Raw genomic sequence first — 20330 nt, 5'->3', positions numbered from 1 at the left:
CGCCGGGTGGTGAGGGTCAGGAGTCCAGCCGGTGCCGCAGCCCGCTCGCGCGGGCGACCGGGCGGCCCACCGCGGCCCGGACGGCCTCCTCCGACCCGACGACCCGCACGAACTCCCGGGCCCGGGTGACGGCGGTGTAGAGCAGCTCCCGGGTGAGCAGCGGCGACTCCGCGGGGGGCAGTACGACGGTGACCCGCCGGAACTGGCTGCCCTGCCCGCGGTGCACGGTCATCGCGTGCACGCCGGTGACCTCGGAGAGCCGTGACGGGGCGAACAGCGTGGGCGGCCCGCCGCGGGCGAACGCGACGCGCAGGCCGTCGGGGGTCTCGACGGCGACGCCGGTGTCGCCGTTGAACAGGCCCGCGTCGTAGTCGTTGGTGGTGACGAGCACCGCGCGGCCCGGGTACCACGCCTCGCGGGCGTCGCGGCCCGGCCCGCGCAGCCACCGGTCGACGTCGGCGGTCCAGCGCGCCACCCCGTAGGGTCCGCGCCGGTGCGCGCACAGCACCCGGTGGGCGTCGAGACCGGCGACCGCGGCGTCGACGTCGCCCGCCCGCGCCGCGTCGGCCAGCGCCCGGCCGGCCGCGACGACGTCGGCCCTCGTCCCGTCGGTGTCGCCGCCCCCGGCGGTCGCGGCGCCCGATGCGGTCTCGGCGAAGGCGAGCTGCGGGTCGCCCCGGCGCAGCACGGCGACCGCGGCGTCGGCGTCGCCCCGCTGGACCGCGCGGGCCAGGTCGGCGATCGCGCCGTCGAAGCGCCAGGTGTGGTCGAGGGTGACGACGCCGTGCACGACCCCGGTGGGCAGGCCCAGCGCGGCCAGGGCGGCGTCGAGGGCGGGTTCGGGCCGCCCGGCGGCGCGGGCGAGGTCGCCCAGCACCGCACCGGCCTCCACCGACGCGAGCTGGTCGGGGTCGCCGACGAGCACCAGCCGCGCGTCCGGGCGGACGGCGTCGAGCAACCGCGCCATCATCGTGAGCGACACCATCGAGGTCTCGTCGACCACCACGACGTCGAACGGCAGCCGCTGCGCGCGGTGGTGCCGGAACACCCCGGACCCGCCGCCGGGGCGCCAGCCCAGCAGCCGGTGCAGCGTGGACGCCTCGGCGACCCGCCCGCGGCTCTCCGGGGGCAGGTCGCCGCTGACGGCCTCCTGCAGCCGCGCGGCCGCCTTGCCGGTGGGTGCGGCCAGGGCGACCCGCAGCGGCGGGCCGGGCTGCGCGAGCAGCAGCCGCAGCAGCGCGGCGACGGTGGTGGTCTTGCCGGTGCCCGGCCCGCCGGCCAGCACGGTGACCCGCCGCAGCGAGGCCACCGCGGCGGCCTGGCGCTGGCGCAGCGCGCGGGGGTCGGGGAACAGTGCGTCGAGCCCGGTGCGCAGGGCGTCGAGGTCGTGCGGCGGCGGCGCGGCGGCGGCCCGCTCGCGCAGTGCGAGGCGCACCAGCTCCTCCTCGCGCCAGTACCGCTCCAGGTAGAGCTGTCCCGCCACCATCCGCAGCGGCCGACCGGCCGGCGCCTGTGCGCCGTCGGCCACCAGCGGGCTGCGCAGGCAGGCGTCGTGCCATGGGCCGGGTTCGGGCCACGGCAGCGCCGAGACGTCGACGAGCTCGTCGCCCTCGCCCAGCACCGTGCGGTCGGCCGCGGCGAGGTCGACGCACACCGACCCCAGCCGCACCGCCCGCACGGCCAGCGCGAGCGCGAGCAGCACCGCCTCGTCGGGCTCGCCGCCGAGCCCGCCGACCCGCTCGGCGGTGTGCACGTCGGCGGCGTCGAGCACGCCGGCCGCGTTGAACGCGGCGAGCAGGCCGTCTCCGCCGTGGACGAACCGCGCGTCGTGCGGATCGGTCTCGACACCGGGTGCGGCGGTCACGGCGTGCCCCGTTCCAGCAGCGCGGACAGCTCGGTCGTCAGCTCCGGCGGCGGGGCCCAGCCGAACACCCCGCACGGCATCCCGTCGACGACGGGCGTGTCGGGCCCGCACATGCCGCGGACGAACAGGTACAGCACCCCGCCGAGGTGCCGGCGCGGCTCGTAGCCGGGCAGCCGCCAGCGCAGGTACCGGTGCAGCGCCACCCCGTAGAGCAGCGCCTGCAACGGGTAGTGGGCCCCGCGCATCGCCGTCGCCAGCCGCGCCGGGGTGTAGTGCGCGGCGGTGAGCGGCTCGGCCGGGGCGCCGAGCCAGTTGGTCTTGTAGTCGACGATCGCGAACCGGCCCGAGGGCAGGCGCAGCACGGCGTCGATGCTGCCGGTGAGGTAGCCGCGCAGCGGGGACGGGTCGAGCGCGGCGAGGTCGTCGGCGTAGGCGTGCAGCGGGTCGGCGGCGGGCAGGTGCGCGCGCAGCAGCGGGACCAGCGCGTCGAGGGTGAGCGGGGGGCCCGCCGCGTCGTCGCCACCGGCCAGCGGGAGCTCGAAGTCGAGCTCGGCGAGGCGGTCGCGCGGGGCGATGTCGGCCAGCCGCAGCCCGTCGGCGAGCGGGCCGAGGGGGGTCCGCACGGAGGGCAGCAGCGCGGCGCCGAGGGTCGCGGCGTCGAGCCCGGGGACCGGCCGGTACGCGAGCTGCTCCGCGGCGTGCGCGGTGAGCTCGGCGGCGAGGTCGGGCGCGGTGAGGTCGGCCGCCTCGAACACCGAGTGCACCAGCGTGCCGAACGCCGCCCCGAGCGGCAGCGCGGCCATCGGGGACGGCTCGGCCGGGCCCACCGGGTCGTCGGACGGGTCGAACTCGGGTTCGTCGTCGGTGCCGGTCTGCTCGGGTTCGGTGAGCGCGACCGGGGCATGGTGGCCCGCGGTGGCCGTGAGCGCGGTGTAGGAGGTGCGCCGCCACGCGGTGTCGAGCACGCGGTCGAACGCCGCGACCGCGGGCTCCGCGACGGCCCGTTCCCGGGGGGCGAACACCGGGTCGGCGGCCGGCCCGACCGCCTCCACCGCGGTGGTCGACGACGCCAGCGCGCCCAGCGCGTCCAGCACGACGCGGTCGGCGGGCACCGAGTAGGACTCGGCGAGCGTGCCCCCGGAACCGCGGCCGAACAGCACCCGGTGCAGCGGCGAGGACGCGACGGTCGTGGCCGGCACCCACCAGGTGACGACCTGGCTGCGGGCGCGGGTCAGCGCCACGTAGAGCAGCCGCAGGTCCTCGCCCGCCTCCTCCGCGCGGTGCCGCGCGCAGTGCGCGGCCCACGACCCTCCCGTGGGGCCGCCGACGTCGAGCACCCGCGCGCCGCCCTCGTCGTGCAGCAGCGGGAACGGCGGGTCGCCGACGAAGCGGTCCCAGGCGAAGGGCACGTGCACGACCGGGAACTCCAGCCCCTTGCTGCGGTGCACGGTGATGATCTGCACGGCGGCGGCGTCGGACTCCAGGCGCCTGCTGCGCTCGGCGCCCACGTCGGCCGCGGCGTCGGCGATGCGGTGGCGCAGCCAGTCGACCAGCGCCGACGGCCCGAGGTGCTGCGCGACGGCCGCCGCGTGCAGGGACTGGGCGACGTGGCGCAGGTCGGTGAGGGTGCGCTCGCCGTCGGCGGTGGCGAGGATCCGCTCGGGCAGCCCCCGACCCTGCCAGGCGGTGCCGGTGACGGCCTCGAGCAGCGCCGCGATCCCGCCCCGGTGCAGCACCGCGGCCCAGTCGCGCAGGGTGCCGCCGAGCCGGTCGAGCAGGTCGTCGGCGTCCGGCGCGCACAGCTGCTCCGCGGTGGCGCCGACGAAGCAGGTGAGCGCCGCGGCCCGCACCCGGAACGCGCGCGGCTGCGCGCACGCCTCCAGCAGCGTGAGCCACTCCCCGGCGACCGGGGTGCCGAACACGCTCGCCGTGCCCGAGGACACCGCGGGCACGCCGACCCGCGTCAGCGCCGCCCGCACCACCGACGCCTGCTCGTTGGTGCGCACCAGCACCGCGACGTCACCGGGCTGCACCGGCCGCCCGTCGAGCCGGGCCGGGCTCGCCAGCAGGGCCGCGATCTCCGCGGCGCAGTCGCGCGCGACGCGGGCGCGCGCGGGTGCGGCCAGCGCGAGGCGCCGCCCGGACTGCGGCAGCCCGTCGCGGCCGAGCACCCGGATCCGCAGCGGCGTGTCGACGGGCGCGCCCGCGAGCCGCGGGGCGGGGTGCGCCGCCTCGACGGGGTGCACCCGGATCCGGTCGTCGCCGAGCGCGGCGCCGTCGAACAGGGCGTCGAGCGCGTGCAGCAGCGGGGCGTCGCTGCGGTGGTTGCGGCCCAGCGTGGCGTGCCGGTCGGCGGTGGTGGTGGCGTCGAGGTAGCTGACGACGTCGGCGCCCCGGAAGGCGTAGATCGCCTGCTTGGGGTCGCCGATCAGCACGAGGGTGGTGTGCCCGTGGAACGCCGTGCGCAGGATGTGCCACTGGACCGGGTCGGTGTCCTGGAACTCGTCGACCAGCACCACGCCGTAGCGGGCGCGCAGCCGCCGGGCGGCGGTGCCGTCGGCGTCGCGCAGGGCCGCCGACAGGCGGGTGAGCATGTCGTCGTAGGTGTAGAGGCGCCGCTCCCGCTTGCGGCGCGCGACCTCGCCGCGCACCGCGGTGGCGAACCGGTGGCGCACCTGGGCGGGGGAGCCGTCGGGGGCGTCGGCGGGTTCGAGGCGGGCCTGGCCGTCGAGCACGGCGGCCCGCGCGAGCTTCCCGGCCTCGACGCGCCCGAACGCCGGGTTGCCCGCCCCGCGGGCGCCGTACTTGCGCACGTAGAAGTCGTCGACGACCTCGGAGATCAGGTCCTCGATCGACTCGACGAACTCCGCGGCCGGGTCGGTGTCGCCGGCCACCCCGAGCCCGGCGAGCATCTGCTGGCAGAACTGGTGGGTGGTGGCGATCGTGGCGGCGTCGAACCCGGCCAGCGCGCGGGTGAGCCGGGCGCGGCGGGCCGCGATCTCCGCCTCCGGGGCGTCGGCCAGCAGCGCCAGCACCGCGTCGTCGCCCGCCCGCGCCGCCGCCGGGTCGGCCAGCCCGCGCTGGGCCGAGACCAGCCGGTCGCGCACGCGTTCGCGCAGCTCCGTGGTGGCCTCGCGGCCGAAGGTGACCAGCATCAGCTCGGGCAGCGTGGCCCGGCCCTCGGCGACGTAGCGGGCGGCGAGCGCGGCGATCGTGAACGTCTTGCCGGTGCCGGCGCTGGCCTCCAGCACGGTGGTGCCGGTGGGCAGCGGTCCGGTGACGACGAACGGCGACGGGGCCAGGACTGCGCTCACGGGAAGTCCACCGACTCGTGCGCCAGCAGCGGCGTCCACAGACCCATCGCCAGCTCGCCGAACCGCGTGGGCTCGCCGCCCGACCGGCCGTCCCCGAGGGGCAGGTCGGCCCCCGCACCCCAGACCCGTTCGTGGGCGGCGTCGGTGCACTCGCCGATCCCGCCGGTCCAGCTGCGCAGCGCGTCGACCAGCGCGATGTCGGGATCGGCCCCGCCGAGGCGGCGCCGCGCGTACTCGGCCCCGGTCTGCGTGGCCAGCGGCAGCGGCTCGCACAACCCGTCGCGCCGCAGCGCGACGAGGCGCGACAGCTCGTGGCGGGCCTGCTCGGGCGGTACCGGGGCGAGGGTGGCCCTGGCGATCCCGTCGCGGGTGGACCGACCCAGGCTCACCGCCTGCCAGCCCTCGCCGGTGCCCGCGGTGAGCGCGAGCAGCCGCACCCACGCCCGCAGCCGCTGCGCGGCCTTGAGCCGGGAGTACTCGACGCGCAGCAGCGTGCGGTCGTGCAGCCCGTCGAGCGTGCCGACCACGCGGGTGCCGTCGGCGAGCTCGACGTCGACGTCGCGCGAGGACGGCTCGCCCACCCGCAGCCGCTGCGCCGCGGCGGTGAGCAGCTCCACCCCGTCGAGGACGCGGGTGAGCAGCGACTCCCCGAGCGGACCCGGCGGCAGGTCGCCCCGGCGCCACTCGGCGGCCCGGCAGTGCGCGACGTCGCGCCCGCCGAGCCGGTCGGCGAGCAGCCGGGCGCCGATCGCGTACTGCGCCAGCCCGTCGAGCTCCACGGGCAGGGCGTCGGAGGGGTCGTCGTCGCGGGTGAACAGCGACAGGCCGACGCGCTGCCGCAGGAACGCCCGCACCGGGTGCTCGGCGAACGCCACGAGGTCCTCGAGGGCGACCACCGCCTCGTCGCGCGCGGGCAGGGGCGCGGCCAGGAACGCCGCGGGCGGGGCCTTCACCCCGACGGCGGCCCGTGCACCCTCCCGTTCGGCGCGGTCGAAGCTGAACGGCCGCGCGACGCCGAGCGCGCCCGCGGTGAAGTTGCGCGCGTCGAAGGGCTGCAGCGGGTGCCGGACGACCACCGAGGGGCCCAGCACGTCGAGCAGCTCCCCGAGCGGCACCGCGGGCGGACGGCGGGCGCCGGTGCGCTCGTCGGCCCCGGAGTGCACGACCACCAGGTGACCGGTGGCCGCGCACACGGCGTCGAGCAGGAGCTGGCGGTCCTCGCTGCGGGCGTCGCGCTCCCCGGCCAGCGGCGCGCGGGCGAGCACGTCGTCGCCGTCGGGGACCCCCGCGCGGGGGAACACGCCGTCGTCGAGGCCGAGCAGGCAGACGACCCGGTGCGGCACCGAGCGCATCGGCACCAGCGTGGCGACCGTCAGGGTGCCGGTGCGGAACCCGGCGCGGCTGGGGCGCCCGCGCAGCCGCTCGTCGAGCAGGGCCGCGACGTCGGCGGGCCCCAGCGCGGTGGTGGCCCCCTGCGGGCCCGCGGTGCGCAGCGCCTCGGCCAGCTCCCCGCGGGCCTGGCCGGTCTGCCACTCGTCGACGGCGGTGGTGGCGGTGAGCGCGTCGAGGCCCGCGGTCAGCGCGTCGACCCAGTCCGCGAGCGGCTGCGGCGCGCGCAGCCGGGCCAGCACGCCGCTGAGCCGGTGCACGAACTCGGCGAGCCGCCCCACCCGCTCGACGTCGCCGGACTCCACGTCCAGCGGCAGCGCGGTGCCCAGCCAGTCGCCCGACATCGTGACGCCGAGCAGCAGCCGGTCGAGCCCGGCCGCCCAGGTGTTCTGCCCGAACCCGCCGAGGTGGAACGGGGTGCGGTGCCCGGCGTCGAGGCCCCACCGCACCCCGGAGGCCACGACCAGCTCGCGGATCCGCACGATGTCGTCGTCGTCGAGCCGGAAGCGGGCGCGGACCGGCTCGGAGGCCAGCAGGTCGAGCAGTTGCGAGGCCGTGAGCCGGGCGGAGGCCAGCTCCAGCAGCGCGGCGACGGTGTCGAGCAGCGGGTTGACCCGGCGCAGCGCGCGGTCGGCCAGCCGCACCCGCAGGTGCTGCCCGGGGTGCCCGGCGGCGCCCAGCTCGCCCAGGCCGAACGCCGCGGAGACCAGCGGGGCGAAGGTCTCGATGTCGGGGCACATGACCAGGACGTCGCGGGGCTCGAGCGTGGGGTCGGCGGCGAGCAGCCCGACGACGACCTCGCGCAGCACCTCGACCTGCCGGTGCGCGCCGTGGCAGGCGTGCACCTGCACCGACCCGTCGGCCGCTCCCACGTCGGTGACGTCGTCGTCGCGCAGCGCCCGCTGCAGCCTGCCGAGCTGGGTGGGCGGGGGATCGGGGGCCGGGTGGTGGTGGTCGGTGAACCCGGGGGCCGCGCCGACGAGCCGGACCTGCAGCTCCCGCACGTCACGCGCCAGTGACGACAGCAGCGGGTGCGCGACGGCGCCGGCGGTGGGGTCGGCCGCCCGCGTGGGCACCTCGGCGGGCGCCCGCCGGGCGACGGCCTCCCACAGCGCGGGGGAGGGGTGCGGCAGCCACAGGTGCACCTCGCGGTGCGCGGCGAGCGCGTCGAGCAGGACGAGCTGCTCGGTGCTCAGCCGCGTGGGCCCGAACAGCGAGAACCGCGCCGGGAGACCGGCGAGGGAGGGGTCGGCGCGCAGCGCGTCGGCGGCGGTGCGCAGCCGTTCGGCGGGGCCCGGGACGCCGATCCGCGCCCGCACCCGCCGCCACAGCTCCGACTGCCACGACAGGTCGCCCGGGGCGTCGGCACCGTCGCGCCACCCGTCGACCATGGCGGGGCGGTGCTCGGCGTAGGTGGCGAACAGCCCGGCGACGCGCCGGGCGGTGGCCCAGCGCGGGTGGGCGCGCAGGTCGGGGCACCAGGGCTCACCGGCGGCGGCGTCGAGCTCGTCGAGCAGCGGCCACACGACGCGTTCGGGGTGCCACGGGTCGTCGGCGGGGGCGACGCCGGCCGCCGCGCACACGGCGTCGGCCAGCACCCGGCCGGGCGACGGGAACGCCACCCCCGCGCACACCCCGCCGCCGGTGTCGGTGCCCAGGCGGTGCGACAGGCGCTGGGCCAGCCAGCGCTCGACCCCCCGGGCCGGGACGGCGACGACCTCGGTGGCGAACGGGTCGGGGAGCGGGGTGCGCAGGACCTCGGCCAGTGCGCCCGCGAGGGTGTCGGCGCGCTCGGCGCGATGGACGTGCAGCACGGCGACCCCCTCCCGATCGGATGGGCACACGCTAGAGCGGGGGTCCGACAGTCCCGGGGGCGGCTCCGCGACGATCACGATCGGTCACCGTCCGCGAGAGACGACACGATCGAGCGATCCCGGTGCCCCGCGGATAACGGCAGAGTGTCCTGAACGCGATCTGGTGGACAACACACCACGACTTCGAGGAGGGCCGAGATGCACGCCGACATCCCCGGACGGACCGCGATCCCCGCCCAGCGTGGCCCCCGCGCCGTTCCGAGCCCCCGCGACATCCCCGCCCAGCGCACCCCGCACCCGCCCGTCCGGCACACCCCGGTGCCGTTCGCGGTCGTCGAGCCGGGCACCGCGGCGGGCATCCGGGACGAGGCCCGCAGCGAGGTCCTGCACCGCCACGCGCGGCTCACCAAGAGCGGCCGTCCCGTGTTCTGCACCCCGAGCCAGGCCGAGATCGCGGGCGTCGTCGCCCTGCGCCAGGGCCGCGGCACCGACGGCAAGGTCATCTACTCCACGCGCGAGGCCGCCGAGAGCGCCGCCCGCGAGCTGGAGGCGCTCGGCTCCCGCTCGTTGCGCTCGTACCTCTGCGGTCGCTCGCGCAGCGGCCACTTCCACCTGGCCACCGACAGCAGCCGCCCGCTCACCCCGGCCGAGGTGCACGCCCGCATCCCGCAGCAGCGCCGCATCCCCGCCTGACGCGACGCGCACCGGCCGGCGACGGCGTCACCGGCCCGCCCTCGCACAGCTCGTCGCCGGTCGCACAGGCTGCACCCTGTGCGACGGTCCTCGACGTGTGCGACGAGCCACCAGCGCTGCGGCGAGCCACGAGCCGCGAGTGACGAGCCGCGAGCCGCCGGCGCGAGGTCGACGCGGGCCGGGTGCGATCGCCCACCGGTACGGCGCCGCGGTCCCCGACACGGCAGGGTGGTCCCCGAACCCCGCACGTGAAGGAGCGCCCGATGTCGACCCACCCCCGTGCCGGCACCCCCGCCCGCCCCGACGACCTCGTCGACGTCGGCGCCCTGCTCGACGCCTACGCCGACCGCCGCCCCGACCCCGACAACCCGGCGGAGCGCGTGGCGTTCGGGACGTCGGGGCACCGCGGGTCGTCGCTGTCCACCACGTTCAACGACGACCACATCGCCGCCACCAGCCAGGCGATCTGCGAGTACCGCGCCGGGCAGGGCATCGCCGGGCCGCTGTTCATCGGCCGCGACACCCACGCGCTCTCGGAGCCGGCGTGGGTCACCGCGGTCGAGGTGTTCACCGCCAACGGCGTGCACGTCATGGCCGACGCCGACGACGGCTTCACCCCCACCCCGGCCGTCTCGCACGCGATCCTCACCCACAACCGCGCGGCGGTCAGCGGCCTGGCCGACGGCGTCGTCGTCACGCCCTCGCACAACCCGCCCGCCGACGGCGGCTTCAAGTACAACCCCCCGCACGGCGGTCCGGCCGACTCCGACGCCACCCGCTGGATCGCCGACCGGGCCAACGACCTGCTGCGCGCGAAGCTCGACGGCGTGCGCCGCCGCCCGCTCGACCGCGACGCGATCGGCCGCTACGACTTCCTCGGCGCCTACGTCGAGGACCTCCCGCAGGTCCTCGACCTCGACGCGATCCGTTCCGCGGGTGTCCGCATCGGCGCCGACCCGCTCGGCGGGGCGAGCGTCGCGTACTGGGGGGCGATCGCGGAGCGTCACGACCTGGACCTCACCGTCGTGAACCCCGACGTCGACCCGAGGTTCGGGTTCATGACGCTGGACTGGGACGGCAAGATCCGGATGGACTGCTCGTCGCCGTACGCGATGGCCTCGCTCGTCGCGCAGCGTGACGCCTACCAGATCTCCACCGGCAACGACGCCGACGCCGACCGGCACGGCATCGTCACCGCCGACGGCCTGATGAACCCCAACCACTTCCTGGCCGTCGCGATCGGCTACCTGTTCGGGCACCGCCCCGGCTGGCCCGCGGCCGCGGGGATCGGCAAGACGGCCGTCAGCTCCTCGATGATCGACCGCGTGGCCGCCGACCTGGGCCGCACACTCGTCGAGACGCCCGTGGGGTTCAAGTGGTTCGTGCCCGGCCTGATCGACGCCTCGTTCGGCTTCGGCGGCGAGGAGAGCGCGGGGGCGTCGTTCCTGCGCCGCGACGGCGGGGTCTGGACCACCGACAAGGACGGGATCATCCTCGCCCTGCTCGCCTCGGAGATCCTCGCGGTGACCGGGCGGACGCCGAGCGAGCGCTACCGCGAGCTCACCGACCGGTTCGGCGCCCCGGAGTACGCCCGCATCGACGTCGCCACCACCCCCGAGGCCAAGGCGAAGCTGGGCAGGCTCTCCGCGCAGGACGTGACGGCCACCGAGCTGGCCGGGGAGCCCATCACCGCGCGGCTCACCGAGGCGCCCGGCAACGGTGCGGCGCTGGGCGGGCTCAAGGTCGTCACCGACGGCGGCTGGTTCGCCGCGCGCCCGTCGGGCACCGAGGACGTCTACAAGATCTACGCCGAGAGCTTCCGCGGCGCCGACCACCTCGCGGCCATCCAGGGCGAGGCCCAGCAGGTGGTGACGGCCGCACTAGGGTGACGGCGTGGGGGAGATGTTCGGGCCGTACCGGCTCGACGGGCTGCTCGGGCAGGGCGGGATGGGCCGCGTCTACCGCGCGTTCGACACCGACCAGGACCGGCCCGTCGCGCTCAAGGTGCTGCCCGAGGCGCTGTCGGCGGACCCGGAGTACCGGCAGCGTTTCCGCCGGGAGGCCAAGGTCGCCAGCCAGCTCACCGACCCGCACGTCGTCCCCATCCACCGCCACGGCGAGATCGACGGCCAGCTGTTCCTGGACATGCGCCTGGTCGACGGCGACGACCTCGCCCACGTCCTGCGCCGCGACGGGCCGCTCGACGCCGAGGCCGCGGTCCGGATGGTGGAGCAGGTGGCGAGCGCGCTGGACGCGGCGCACGAGGCCGGGCTGGTGCACCGCGACGTCAAGCCGGCCAACGTGTTCCTGACGCGGCGGGGCCGGTTCGCCTACCTCGGCGACTTCGGGATCGCCCGCGACGCCACCTCCTCGACCCTGACCGCCACCGGCACCACCCTGGGCACGCTCGACTACATGGCCCCCGAGCGGTTCCTGGGCCGCGACGTCGACGCCCGGGCCGACGTCTACGCGCTGGCCTGCCTGCTGCACGAGGCGCTGACGGCCCGCAAGCCGTTCGCCGGCGACGAGCTGCCCGCCCTGATGAACGCGCACCTCAACCTGGCCCCGCCCCGGCCGTCGACGCTGCGGCCGTCGATGCTGGGCCCGGTGCCTGCCGGGCTCGACGCCGTCGTCGCGCGCGGGATGGCCAAGGACCCGGCGCAGCGATTCCCGACGGCGGGGGCGCTGGCGGGCGCGGCCCGCGCGGCGCTGTCCGGGCCGGCCCGGGCGGTGCGACCGGAGACGGCTGCCGCGCATGGCACCGAGCCGCTGCGCCTCGACGTCCCGGACGGGGTCGGCCAGGTCGAGCGCTGGCTCGTCGCGCCGGGGCAGCCCTACGTCGCGGGCACCGCCGTGCTGGTCGTCCGGATGCGCGACGGGCGGAGCCGGACGGTCGCCGACCCGCGCCCCGGGCAGCTGGTGGCGCCGGGTGTCGGCCCGGGCACCGTCGTGCGCTCCGGCGACGCGCTCGGCTCGGTGCACCGCGTCGGGTACCTCGCCCCGGCGGGGCTGTCCGGCCCGTTGCCGCGGCCCGGGCGCCGGGGGCTCTCGACGCCCGCGATCATCGGGATCGGGGTCGGCGCGCTGCTGCACCTGCTCGTGCTCGCGACCGTCGAGCTCAACGGGATCCTGGTGCTCACCTGGCTGTCCGGCATCGTGTTCGGCACGCTGGCCCTCCACCACCGGTTCCCGCGGGCCTGGAGCGGCGGCCGCCGGGTGGCGATGGTGGTGGTCGCCGTCCCGGTCGTGACGGTCGTGGTGTTCCTGGCCCTGGTCATCGCCGCGCTGCCCACCGGGTATTCCAGCGACACCCCCGGCAACCCCGCGGCGGGCATCGCGTTCACCGTGGTGGCGCTGGTGGTCTACGGCCTGTGGGCGGCGTCGTTGTGGTTCCGCCCAGGTGCCGGCTGAGGAAGCCCACCTGCTCGGCGCACAGCGTCTCGAACCCGGCCCCGACGTAGGCCTCGAAGTGGTCGAACCCGTGCCGGGTCACCTCGCCGCGCGGTGCGGCGGCCGCCACCGCGAGGGCCGGCCCGGGCGGGGTCACGGTGTCGTGCTCGCACACCGCGACCAGCAGCGGGCAGGCGATCCGTGCCGCCCTGCGGCCGGGCCGGTCGAACGGCACCCGCAGCGCGATCCGCGCGGCCACCTCGTTGCGCCACGCCACGCCCTCGGGCACCAGGTGGCGGATCGCCCGCTCGGCGCCCGGCCCGGCGATCACCGCCCCGCTGCCGACCTCGCCGGCCACCGGCACCAGCAGCGGGTCGCGGCCCAGCCGGCCGCGGACCTCGTCGCGCAGGGCCGTCGTGACGAGCCGGGCGGTGTGCCGGACGCGGTCCGCGCCCGGTGCGCGGCGACCGCGGCCCACGCCGTGCAGCAGCGCCGGGCCGTCGACGAAGGGCACCTGCGCGACGACCGCGGCGATCCCCGGGTCGCCCGCGGCCACGGCGAGCACGTGCCCGCCGCTGAAGGAGGTGCCCCACAGGGCGACGCGGGCGGGGTCGATCCCGTCTGCGGCCCGGGCGTACGCGACGGCGGCGCGCCAGTCGGCCCGCTGGGCGGCGATGTCGAGGACCTGGCGGTGACGGCCGCCGGAGTCGCCGAAGCCGCGGTAGTCGAACACCAGCGCGGCGAACCCGGCGTCGGCGAACCGCTGCGCCCAGGCGTCGAGACGGCAGGCGCGGGTCATGCCGAACCCGTGCGCCAGCACCACGCAGGGCACCGGGTCGCCGGACGCGGGGCGGTACAGCCAGGCCGCGCACTCCTCGCCGTCGACGGGGAAACGGTGATCGGTCCGCGGCATCCGGCCATGATGCACCGCCGCGGGTAGGCTCGGCCCCGAGTGGGGGACGGAGGCCGTGTGGCGTCGGAGATGTTCGGTCCCTACCGGCTCGACGGCATGCTCGGCCAGGGCGGGATGGGCCGGGTGTTCCGGGCCTTCGACACCGACCTGGCCCGCACCGTCGCCCTCAAGGTGCTCACGGCCGAGCTGTCCGCCGACCCGGAGTTCCGGCGGCGCTTCCGCCGCGAGGCGCTGGTGGCCGCGCAGCTCACCGACCCGCACGTGGTACCGATCCACCGCCACGGCGAGATCGACGGCCAGCTGTTCCTGGAGATGCGCCTGGTCGACGGCGACGATCTCGGGGCCGTGCTCGCCGGCACCGGCCCGCTCGACCCCGCGTCGGCGGTCGCGGTCATCGGGCAGGTGGCGAGCGCGCTGGACGCGGCGCACGAGGCAGGACTGGTGCACCGCGACGTCAAGCCCGCCAACGTGTTCCTCACCCGGCGCGACCGCTTCGCCTACCTCGGCGACTTCGGCATCGCCCGCCCCACCTCCGGGGGCTCGCTGACGGCCAGCGGGGCCACCGTCGGCACGCTGGACTACATGGCGCCCGAGCGGTTCGGCGGCCTCGAGGTCGACGGCCGCGCCGACGTCTATGCGCTGGGCTGCCTGCTGTTCGAGTCGCTGACCGGCCGCCGCCCGTTCCCCGACCGCGAGCCCGCCGCGCTGATGAGCGCCCACGTGCACGCCGCCCCGCCGCGCCCCTCGGAGCACGGTGCCCCGCCCGCCTTCGACGCCGTGGTGGCCCGGGCCATGGCGAAGGACCCGGCCGCGCGCCACCCCACCGCGGGGGACCTCGCCGCCGACGCCCGCGCCGCGCTCGACACCGTCCCCGCCGCGCCCGGCGGTGCGCCGGACGCCGCGACGATACCCACGCCCGCCGCCGCGCGGCCCGCGGCGGCCGCCCCGGGCCCCGTCGGCCCCTCCGCCGCCGGTCCTCCCGCCTCGTGGCCGCCACGCCCGGCCGGGTCCGGGCCCGCCCCCTCCCCGCCTCCGGACGCCGCCCCGCCCCGGCCCGCCCCCGCGGCCCCGGACGACGCCCCCGCCCCGGAGCCGCCGCCCGCCCCCGCCGTCCCCGCGCCGTACTGGCCGGGGCGATCGTGCTCGGGGCGCTCGCGCACGTCCTGGTGCTGGAGACCGTCTCGTTCGACACCGCCCTGGTGTTCTGGACGCTCAGCGGCACCCTGTTCGGCACCCTCACCGCCGGAGCCCTGCGCCCGCGCCGCTGGGGCTCCGGGCGTACCACGACGCTGGTCGTCGTCGCGCTGCCGGTCGTCTTCGTGACGGCGGTGCTGGTGGCGCTGGGCCTGAGCCTGGCCGGCTCGGGCACGGCGATCGTCGTCGTCACGCTCGGGGTCTACGCGCTGTGGGCCCTGACGCTGTGGCGGCGCCGGACCCGCGCCTGAGGCCCGCGCACGGGTTCCGGTGCGTCGCAGCGGCCGCATCGGCTGCGACGGGCGGGCGCGTGTGCGTGGGGCGCTACGGCCGGCGGGCCCGCGCGTCGCACTCCACCCGGGGCTGGGCGCCGGTCGCCACCGGCCGGTGCGCGCGGCGGCTGCGCTCGCGCGCCGGGCCGCCGGTGCGGGCCAGCGCCCGCAGCGCGAGCTCCCGGTGCGCCGGTTCCTCCGCCCGGCGCAGGAACCGCAGGAGCTCGTGCGCCGCGGCCCTCCCCGGACGGGCGGCGACCCACGCGGCCAGCTCGGCGTCGGCGACCTCGGGCCGGGCGCGGGCCATCCGCACGCACACGTACTCGAGGTCCTCGTCGGCCAGCTCGCCGACCAGCGGCACGTGCACCCCGGAGTCGACGAGCGTCTCGTGCACCGCCCACAGCCCGATCGGCGTCAGCCCGACCCAGGTCGGGTCCGGGTCGTCGCGGCCCGCGAGCTCGGAGAGCTCCTCGTGGTCGTCGGTGTCGAGGCTCTCCGACAGGTGCACCGCGCCGAGCAGCTCCAGCGCGTCGAGCAGCGCGGTGACGTCGCGGCGCCACAGCCGCTGCTCGACGTCACCGGCCAGGTCGTCGACGACGCACCCCATCCGCCGGTTGACCGCCTCGCGCACCGCCCGGTGGAAGCGCTCGACCGGCACGGCGTCGCCGCCCGCCGCGTAGAGCTGGTGCAGCAGGATCGGCAGCGCCTCGCCCAGGCTCATCCCGAACAGCGACGGCGCGCCGAAGACGTTGCTGCCGCCGAAGTGCTCCCCGATCCGCCCGACGGCGTCGAACGCGCGCCGCCACATCTCGATCGGCCGGCTCAGCAGCGGCGCCGCGCTCTTGACCTGCACCAGCCGCCCGTTGACGGTGCGCACCAGCCGGGCCTGCCGCGCCCAGGTCAGCAGCAGGCTGATCTCGGGCAGGTCGTCGCTGGTGCGGGCGCGGCCGCGGGAGAAGTGGTCGAGGTCGAGCGACTCGGCCACCGAGCGGGCGTCGCCGAGCAGCAGCCGCCCCTCGCGGGTGACCGCCCGACCGGCCCGCACCCAGCGGGTGAACGCGCGCAGGCGGGCCAGCGCCACCGAGGAGTCGGCGGCGGCGAGCAGCTGGGCCGCACCGGGCAGCAGCACCGGCAGCAGCGGGGTCGGCGGGGTCTCCTCGGGCACGCGCTGGCGGCTGGTGATCTCCGCGAGCGCGGCCCGGTCGATCTCCAGCTCGCCGCGGTCGACCCGCTCCAGGAACCGGGTGACGGCGGCCGCGTCCCCGGTCGGCACGCCGTGGCGCAGCATCTGCACCGCCCAGAACGTGCCGAGGTCGTGGTTGCGCTCGTCGTCGAGCGCGTCGTGCAGGGCGGGGGTGGACCCGTCGACCTGCGCGTGCAGCTCGGCGGCCGGGGCGGAGCGGGGGTCGAGCCAGTCGTGGTCGGCCAGGAAGCCGATCAGCGCGTGCAGGGCGACGGGCACGGCGTCGCGGTCGTCGTCGCGCAGCGCCACCGTGCGGGGGAACCAGACGGCCAGTGCGTCGGCCACGTGGGCGCGCGTCCAGTGCCCCAGCCTGCCGTCGACGCCGTGCTTGTGGTCCAGCGCCGCCGCGACCAGTGCGGGCTCGACGTCGATGCCCCGCCGCCGCGCCCAGGCGACGATGCGCAGCCGCAGCCGGTCGCGGGCAGCGGCGTAGACCTCCACGTCGTCCGGGCCGAATACGAGTCGCACTCGACCCACCCTGGCATCCGCCGCCCGCCCCGATCGACGGGGGTGGGTGTCTCCTCAGCGCAGCGGCGTGCGTGCCCGGTGGACCACGGCGGGCGGCAGGTTCCGCCAGACGACCGGTGTCGTGTCGACCTGCGCGAAGTGCGCCCTGAGCTCCGCGAGCCGCCGCCGGGCGGGCGGCGCCCAGCGCGTCGCGGAGTAGGCGAACTGGGTGAACACGCCCGTGGGAGCCAGCGCGTCCATGATCACCCGGTGCAGCGTCCCGTCCGCGTAGGCGATCCACGGCAGGCCGCTGACCACGGCGTCGACGCCGGTGATGCCGCGTTCGGCGAGCAGCGCGGGCAGCGACCGGGCGTCGGCGGGGGCGACCTCGACGTCCGGGTACCGCCGCCGCAGCAGCTCCGCCCAGCGCGGGTTGAGCTCGACGGCGAGGTGCCGCGCGGGCTCCCGGTCCTGCAGCGCGCGGGTGAACGCCCCGGTGCCCGGCCCGAGCTCGACCACCACCGCGCCGGGTGCAACGGGGTCCGTCATGGCCCGGGCCAGCGCCGGGGAGCTGGGTGCCAGCGCGGCGGTGTGCAGCGGGTCGCGGGCGAACTCGTGCAGGAAGCGGGCGGTGTCGCGCAGGGGCACGGCGCGGACCGTAGGGGCCCCGGGTGAACAGCCGGTGCGGTCGACGCGCGCGCCACCCCGCGAGCGTGGGCCACGGCCTGCGCCGCCGGTCGCCCGCGGGGCAGGATGGCCGTCGACGACGAGACGGAGGTGGCGCGTGCGCGCGGTGCAGGTGGTACGGCTGGAGGGCCCGGCGGCGGTGGAGGTGCGGGAGGTCCCGGAGCCGGAGCGCGGGGCGGACCAGGTCCTGGTCGACGTGCGTGCGGCGGGCGTCAACTTCCCGGACGTCCTGCAGAGCAAGGGGCTCTACCAGTACAAGCCCGACCCGCCGTTCACCCTCGGGTCGGAGATCGCCGGGGTGGTGCGCGAGGCCCCCGAGGGCGCCGCCGTCCGGGCGGGCGACCGGGTCGCGGCGTTCACCACCATCGGCGCCTTCGCCGAGGTGGCGGCGGTGCACGCCGAGCACGTGTTCCCACTGCCGGACGAGGTGTCCTTCGCCGCGGGCGCGTGCCTGCCGATGAACTACCTCACCGCGCAGTTCGCGCTGCGCCGCCGCGGGCACCTGGAGGCCGGGCAGCGGGTGCTCGTGCACGGTGCGGCGGGCGGGGTGGGCACGGCGTGCGTGCAGCTCGCCGCCGCGCTGGGCGCCGAGGTGGTCGCGGTCGTGTCCAGCGAGGAGAAGGCCGAGGTCGCCCGCGCGGCCGGGGCGGCGCACGCCGTCCTCGTCGACGGCTTCCGCGACGCGGTGAAGGAGCTCGGCGGCGTCGACCTCGTCGTCGACCCGGTGGGCGGCGACCGCTTCACCGACTCCCTGCGCTGCCTGCGCCCGGAGGGCCGGCTGCTGGTCGTCGGGTTCACCGCGGGCGACATCCCCACGGTGAAGGTCAACCGGCTGCTGCTCACCAACGTCGACGTCGTCGGTGTGGGCTGGGGCGGGTTCGCGCTCGGGCGGCCCGGCTTCGTGGCGCAGCAGTGGGCCGACCTGGTGCCGCACCTGCGCTCCGGCGCGCTCGACCCGATCGTCAGCGCGACCTTCCCCCTCGAACGCGCGGACGCGGCGCTCGCCACCATCGACGAGCGCCGCGTCACCGGCAAGGTCGTGCTGGAGACCTAGTCCTTCACCTTCTTCACCGACAGGTGGAAGTCGTCGCCGAAGTTCTGGCTGCCGTAGTCCACCGCCTGCTCCACGGCCTCCCGGGAGCGCCGGTCGCGGCGCATCAGGGGGTCGTGGCGCAGGTCCTTGGTGAGCGCGACGCACAGCAGCACCATCACCAGTGCGAACGGGGCCGCCATGATGATCGTGATGTTCTGGATGCCCTGCAGGGCCTCGTTCCCGGGGCTGACCAGCAGCATGATGATCGCGATCCCGCCCATCACGACGCCCCAGAAGATCACCACCCAGCGCGAGGGGTCGATGGAGCCGCGCGAGGACAGCGTGCCCATGACGACCGACGCGGCGTCGGCCCCGGAGACGAAGAAGATCGCGATCAGCACCATCGCGAGCACGCTGAGCACCGCGCCCAGCGGCATCGAGGCGAGCAGGCCGAACAGCTGCCCCTCGGTCGACTCGGCGGCCAGGCCCACGGCGCCGGTCGGGTCGACCGCCCGCTGCTGGTCGATCGCCGCGCCGCCGAAGATCGCGAACCACAGCAGCGAGACGGCGCTGGGGATCAGGATGACGCCGGTGACGAACTGGCGGATCGTGCGGCCACGGCTGATCCGTGCGATGAACATGCCGACGAAGGGCGTCCAGGAGATCCACCACGCCCAGTAGAAGACGGTCCAGCCGGCCAGCCACTCGGCGGTGGCGTCGCCGCCGTTGGCCGCGGTGCGCGAGGCCATCTCGGCGAGGTTGCCGGCGTAGTCGCCGATCGCGGTGGGCAGCAGGTTGAGGATCAGGATGGTCGGCCCGCCGACGAACACCACGAGCGCGAGCACGCCCGCCAGCACCATGTTGATGTTGGACAGCCACTGGATGCCCTTGGCGACGCCGGTGACGGCGGAGCAGACGAACGCCAGCGTGAGCACGGCGATGATCAGGACGAGCAGCAGCTTGCCCTCCACCGGGATGCCGTTGAGCGACAGGCCCGCGCCGATCTGCAGCGCGCCGAGCCCGAGCGAGGCGGCCGAGCCGAACAGCGTGGCGAAGATCGCGAGGATGTCGATCGCCTTGCCCAGCGGGCCGTCGGTGCGGTGCTCGCCGAGCAGCGGGGCGAATGCCGAGCTGATCAGCTGGCGGCGCCCGCGCCGGAACGTGGAGTACGCGATCGCCAGACCGACGACGGCGTAGATGGCCCACGGGTGCAGCGTCCAGTGGAACAGCGTGGTGGCCATGGCGACGTCGAGCGCCGCCGGGTCGCCCGGTGCGACCGTGCCGGGCGGGGGCGAGGTGAAGTGGGACAGCGGCTCGGACACCCCGTAGAACATCAGGCCGATGCCCATGCCCGCGCTGAACATCATCGCGATCCAGGACACGGTCCGGAACTCCGGGACCTCGTCGTCGCGGCCCAGCGGGATCTTGCCGAACCGGCTGAATGCCAGGTAGAGCGCGAACACGACGAACCCGCTCGCGGCCAGGACGAACGCCCAGCCGCCCGCGTTCATGATGCCGTTCAGGACGGTGGAGGCGACCTCGCTGAGCGTGTCGGTCGACGCCGCGCCCCAGACGATGAACGCGAGCATCAGCACCGCGGCGACGCCGAAGATCACCCGGTCGACGGGGTGGCGTTGGTCGGCGGCCGGCGCCGCCGGGATCTCGGGTATCGGCCCGTCCGAGACGGGTTCCCCGCTGCGTGGTGTGTCCTGGATCGTCATCGCCGTCGGCCCGTGCGTGGCGGGCCTTCCCCCTTCGATCAGCTACGCCCGATCGGGTACCGCCCGGTACGGGCCACCGCAGTGGCCCACGAACGATCCGCCCTGCTCGTGGGCTCCGTCAAGCCTCGGTCGAGGTCGAGGCCTGATCGTCACGGTGGTGTCGCACGGTGTCCCGGCCTGCACCGCACGGGGGACGCCCGGACGTCACGATCCGGTATCCGGGCCCGGCGGGCGTTACGACATGCGGCCTAAGGTGGTCGTTCCCCGCGGACGTGTGAGGGACGCGGCGGCATCGGCCCGGCCGCCCATCGACGAACACGAGGAGCGCACCCATGTCCACCACCGAACCCCCCGGC

Annotated in this window: 13 protein-coding genes; 6 read left to right on the top strand and 7 right to left on the bottom strand. The window is 76.8% G+C overall.

Annotation, left to right across the window (positions count from 1 at the left end; all coding sequences use genetic code 11):
* Positions 1–16 precede the first annotated feature (16 nt).
* Genes recD through recC form a run of 3 tightly spaced genes read right to left on the bottom strand, consistent with a single transcriptional unit; the run spans position 17 to position 8381 of the window.
* Positions 17–1864, bottom strand: a complete 1848-nt coding sequence (gene recD, locus PHY01_RS10415; protein WP_170183735.1) for an exodeoxyribonuclease V subunit alpha — start codon at positions 1862–1864, stop codon at positions 17–19.
* On the bottom strand, positions 1861–5178 hold the full coding sequence (locus tag PHY01_RS10410; protein WP_170183744.1) for a UvrD-helicase domain-containing protein: 3318 nt from the start codon (positions 5176–5178) through the stop codon (positions 1861–1863). The genes recD and PHY01_RS10410 overlap by 4 nt, the downstream gene beginning before the upstream one ends.
* Positions 5175–8381: an exodeoxyribonuclease V subunit gamma gene (gene recC / locus PHY01_RS10405; RefSeq protein ID WP_141278366.1), complete on the bottom strand. Its 3207-nt coding sequence runs from the start codon at positions 8379–8381 to the stop codon at positions 5175–5177. Before recC ends, PHY01_RS10410 begins: the two co-directional genes overlap by 4 nt.
* A 198-nt stretch (positions 8382–8579) precedes the next feature.
* Between recC and PHY01_RS10400 the strand changes: the two genes are divergently transcribed.
* The 3 genes from PHY01_RS10400 (at position 8580) to PHY01_RS26880 (ending at position 12485) form a co-directional block, all read left to right on the top strand.
* Entirely contained in the window at positions 8580–9074 is a 495-nt protein-coding gene (locus PHY01_RS10400) for a hypothetical protein (protein ID WP_141278365.1), read from the top strand.
* 263 nt (positions 9075–9337) lie between these two features.
* A complete protein-coding gene (gene pgm, locus PHY01_RS10395) occupies positions 9338–10963 on the top strand; it encodes a phosphoglucomutase (alpha-D-glucose-1,6-bisphosphate-dependent) (protein ID WP_141278364.1) in 1626 nt (541 codons plus the stop codon).
* A gap of 13 nt (positions 10964–10976) precedes the next feature.
* Positions 10977–12485, top strand: a complete 1509-nt coding sequence (locus PHY01_RS26880; protein WP_176600840.1) for a serine/threonine-protein kinase — start codon at positions 10977–10979, stop codon at positions 12483–12485.
* Here the strand turns inward: PHY01_RS26880 and PHY01_RS10385 are convergent.
* Positions 12415–13377, bottom strand: coding sequence for an alpha/beta hydrolase (locus PHY01_RS10385; protein WP_141278363.1), 963 nt, complete (start codon positions 13375–13377; stop codon positions 12415–12417). The two genes, PHY01_RS26880 and PHY01_RS10385, sit on opposite strands and share 71 nt — an antisense overlap.
* Positions 13378–13434: 57 nt before the next feature.
* On the opposite strand from PHY01_RS10385, the gene PHY01_RS27940 reads away from it, so the two are divergent.
* Both PHY01_RS27940 and PHY01_RS27935 read left to right on the top strand, forming a co-directional pair.
* The gene (locus tag PHY01_RS27940) at positions 13435–14700 is read left to right on the top strand and encodes a serine/threonine-protein kinase (RefSeq protein WP_218030092.1); all 1266 of its coding nucleotides are present in this window, start codon (positions 13435–13437) and stop codon (positions 14698–14700) included.
* Positions 14697–14822 (top strand): hypothetical protein, encoded by a 126-nt coding sequence (locus tag PHY01_RS27935; RefSeq protein WP_281283618.1) that lies wholly within the window; start codon positions 14697–14699, stop codon positions 14820–14822. The genes PHY01_RS27940 and PHY01_RS27935 overlap by 4 nt, the downstream gene beginning before the upstream one ends.
* A 73-nt stretch (positions 14823–14895) precedes the next feature.
* Here the strand turns inward: PHY01_RS27935 and PHY01_RS10375 are convergent, their stop codons facing one another.
* Positions 14896–16554: a hypothetical protein gene (locus PHY01_RS10375; RefSeq protein ID WP_141278362.1), complete on the bottom strand. Its 1659-nt coding sequence runs from the start codon at positions 16552–16554 to the stop codon at positions 14896–14898.
* Positions 16555–16608: 54 nt separating this feature from the next.
* Entirely contained in the window at positions 16609–17181 is a 573-nt protein-coding gene (locus PHY01_RS10370) for a class I SAM-dependent methyltransferase (RefSeq protein ID WP_307723961.1), read from the bottom strand.
* 136 nt (positions 17182–17317) lie between these two features.
* On the opposite strand from PHY01_RS10370, the gene PHY01_RS10365 reads away from it, so the two are divergent.
* Entirely contained in the window at positions 17318–18274 is a 957-nt protein-coding gene (locus tag PHY01_RS10365; RefSeq protein ID WP_141278361.1) for an NADPH:quinone oxidoreductase family protein, read from the top strand.
* Here PHY01_RS10365 and PHY01_RS10360 read toward each other — a convergent pair.
* Positions 18271–19974, bottom strand: a complete 1704-nt coding sequence (locus PHY01_RS10360) for a BCCT family transporter (protein WP_141278360.1) — start codon at positions 19972–19974, stop codon at positions 18271–18273. The two genes, PHY01_RS10365 and PHY01_RS10360, sit on opposite strands and share 4 nt — an antisense overlap.
* Between the last annotated feature and the right edge of the window lie 356 nt (positions 19975–20330).

It is taken from the genome of Pseudonocardia hydrocarbonoxydans (assembly GCF_006539565.1).
GTDB classification, from domain to species: domain Bacteria; phylum Actinomycetota; class Actinomycetes; order Mycobacteriales; family Pseudonocardiaceae; genus Pseudonocardia; species Pseudonocardia hydrocarbonoxydans.
The sequence above is the reverse complement of the archived record's forward strand: the minus strand, read 5'-3'. Positions and strand labels throughout refer to the sequence as shown.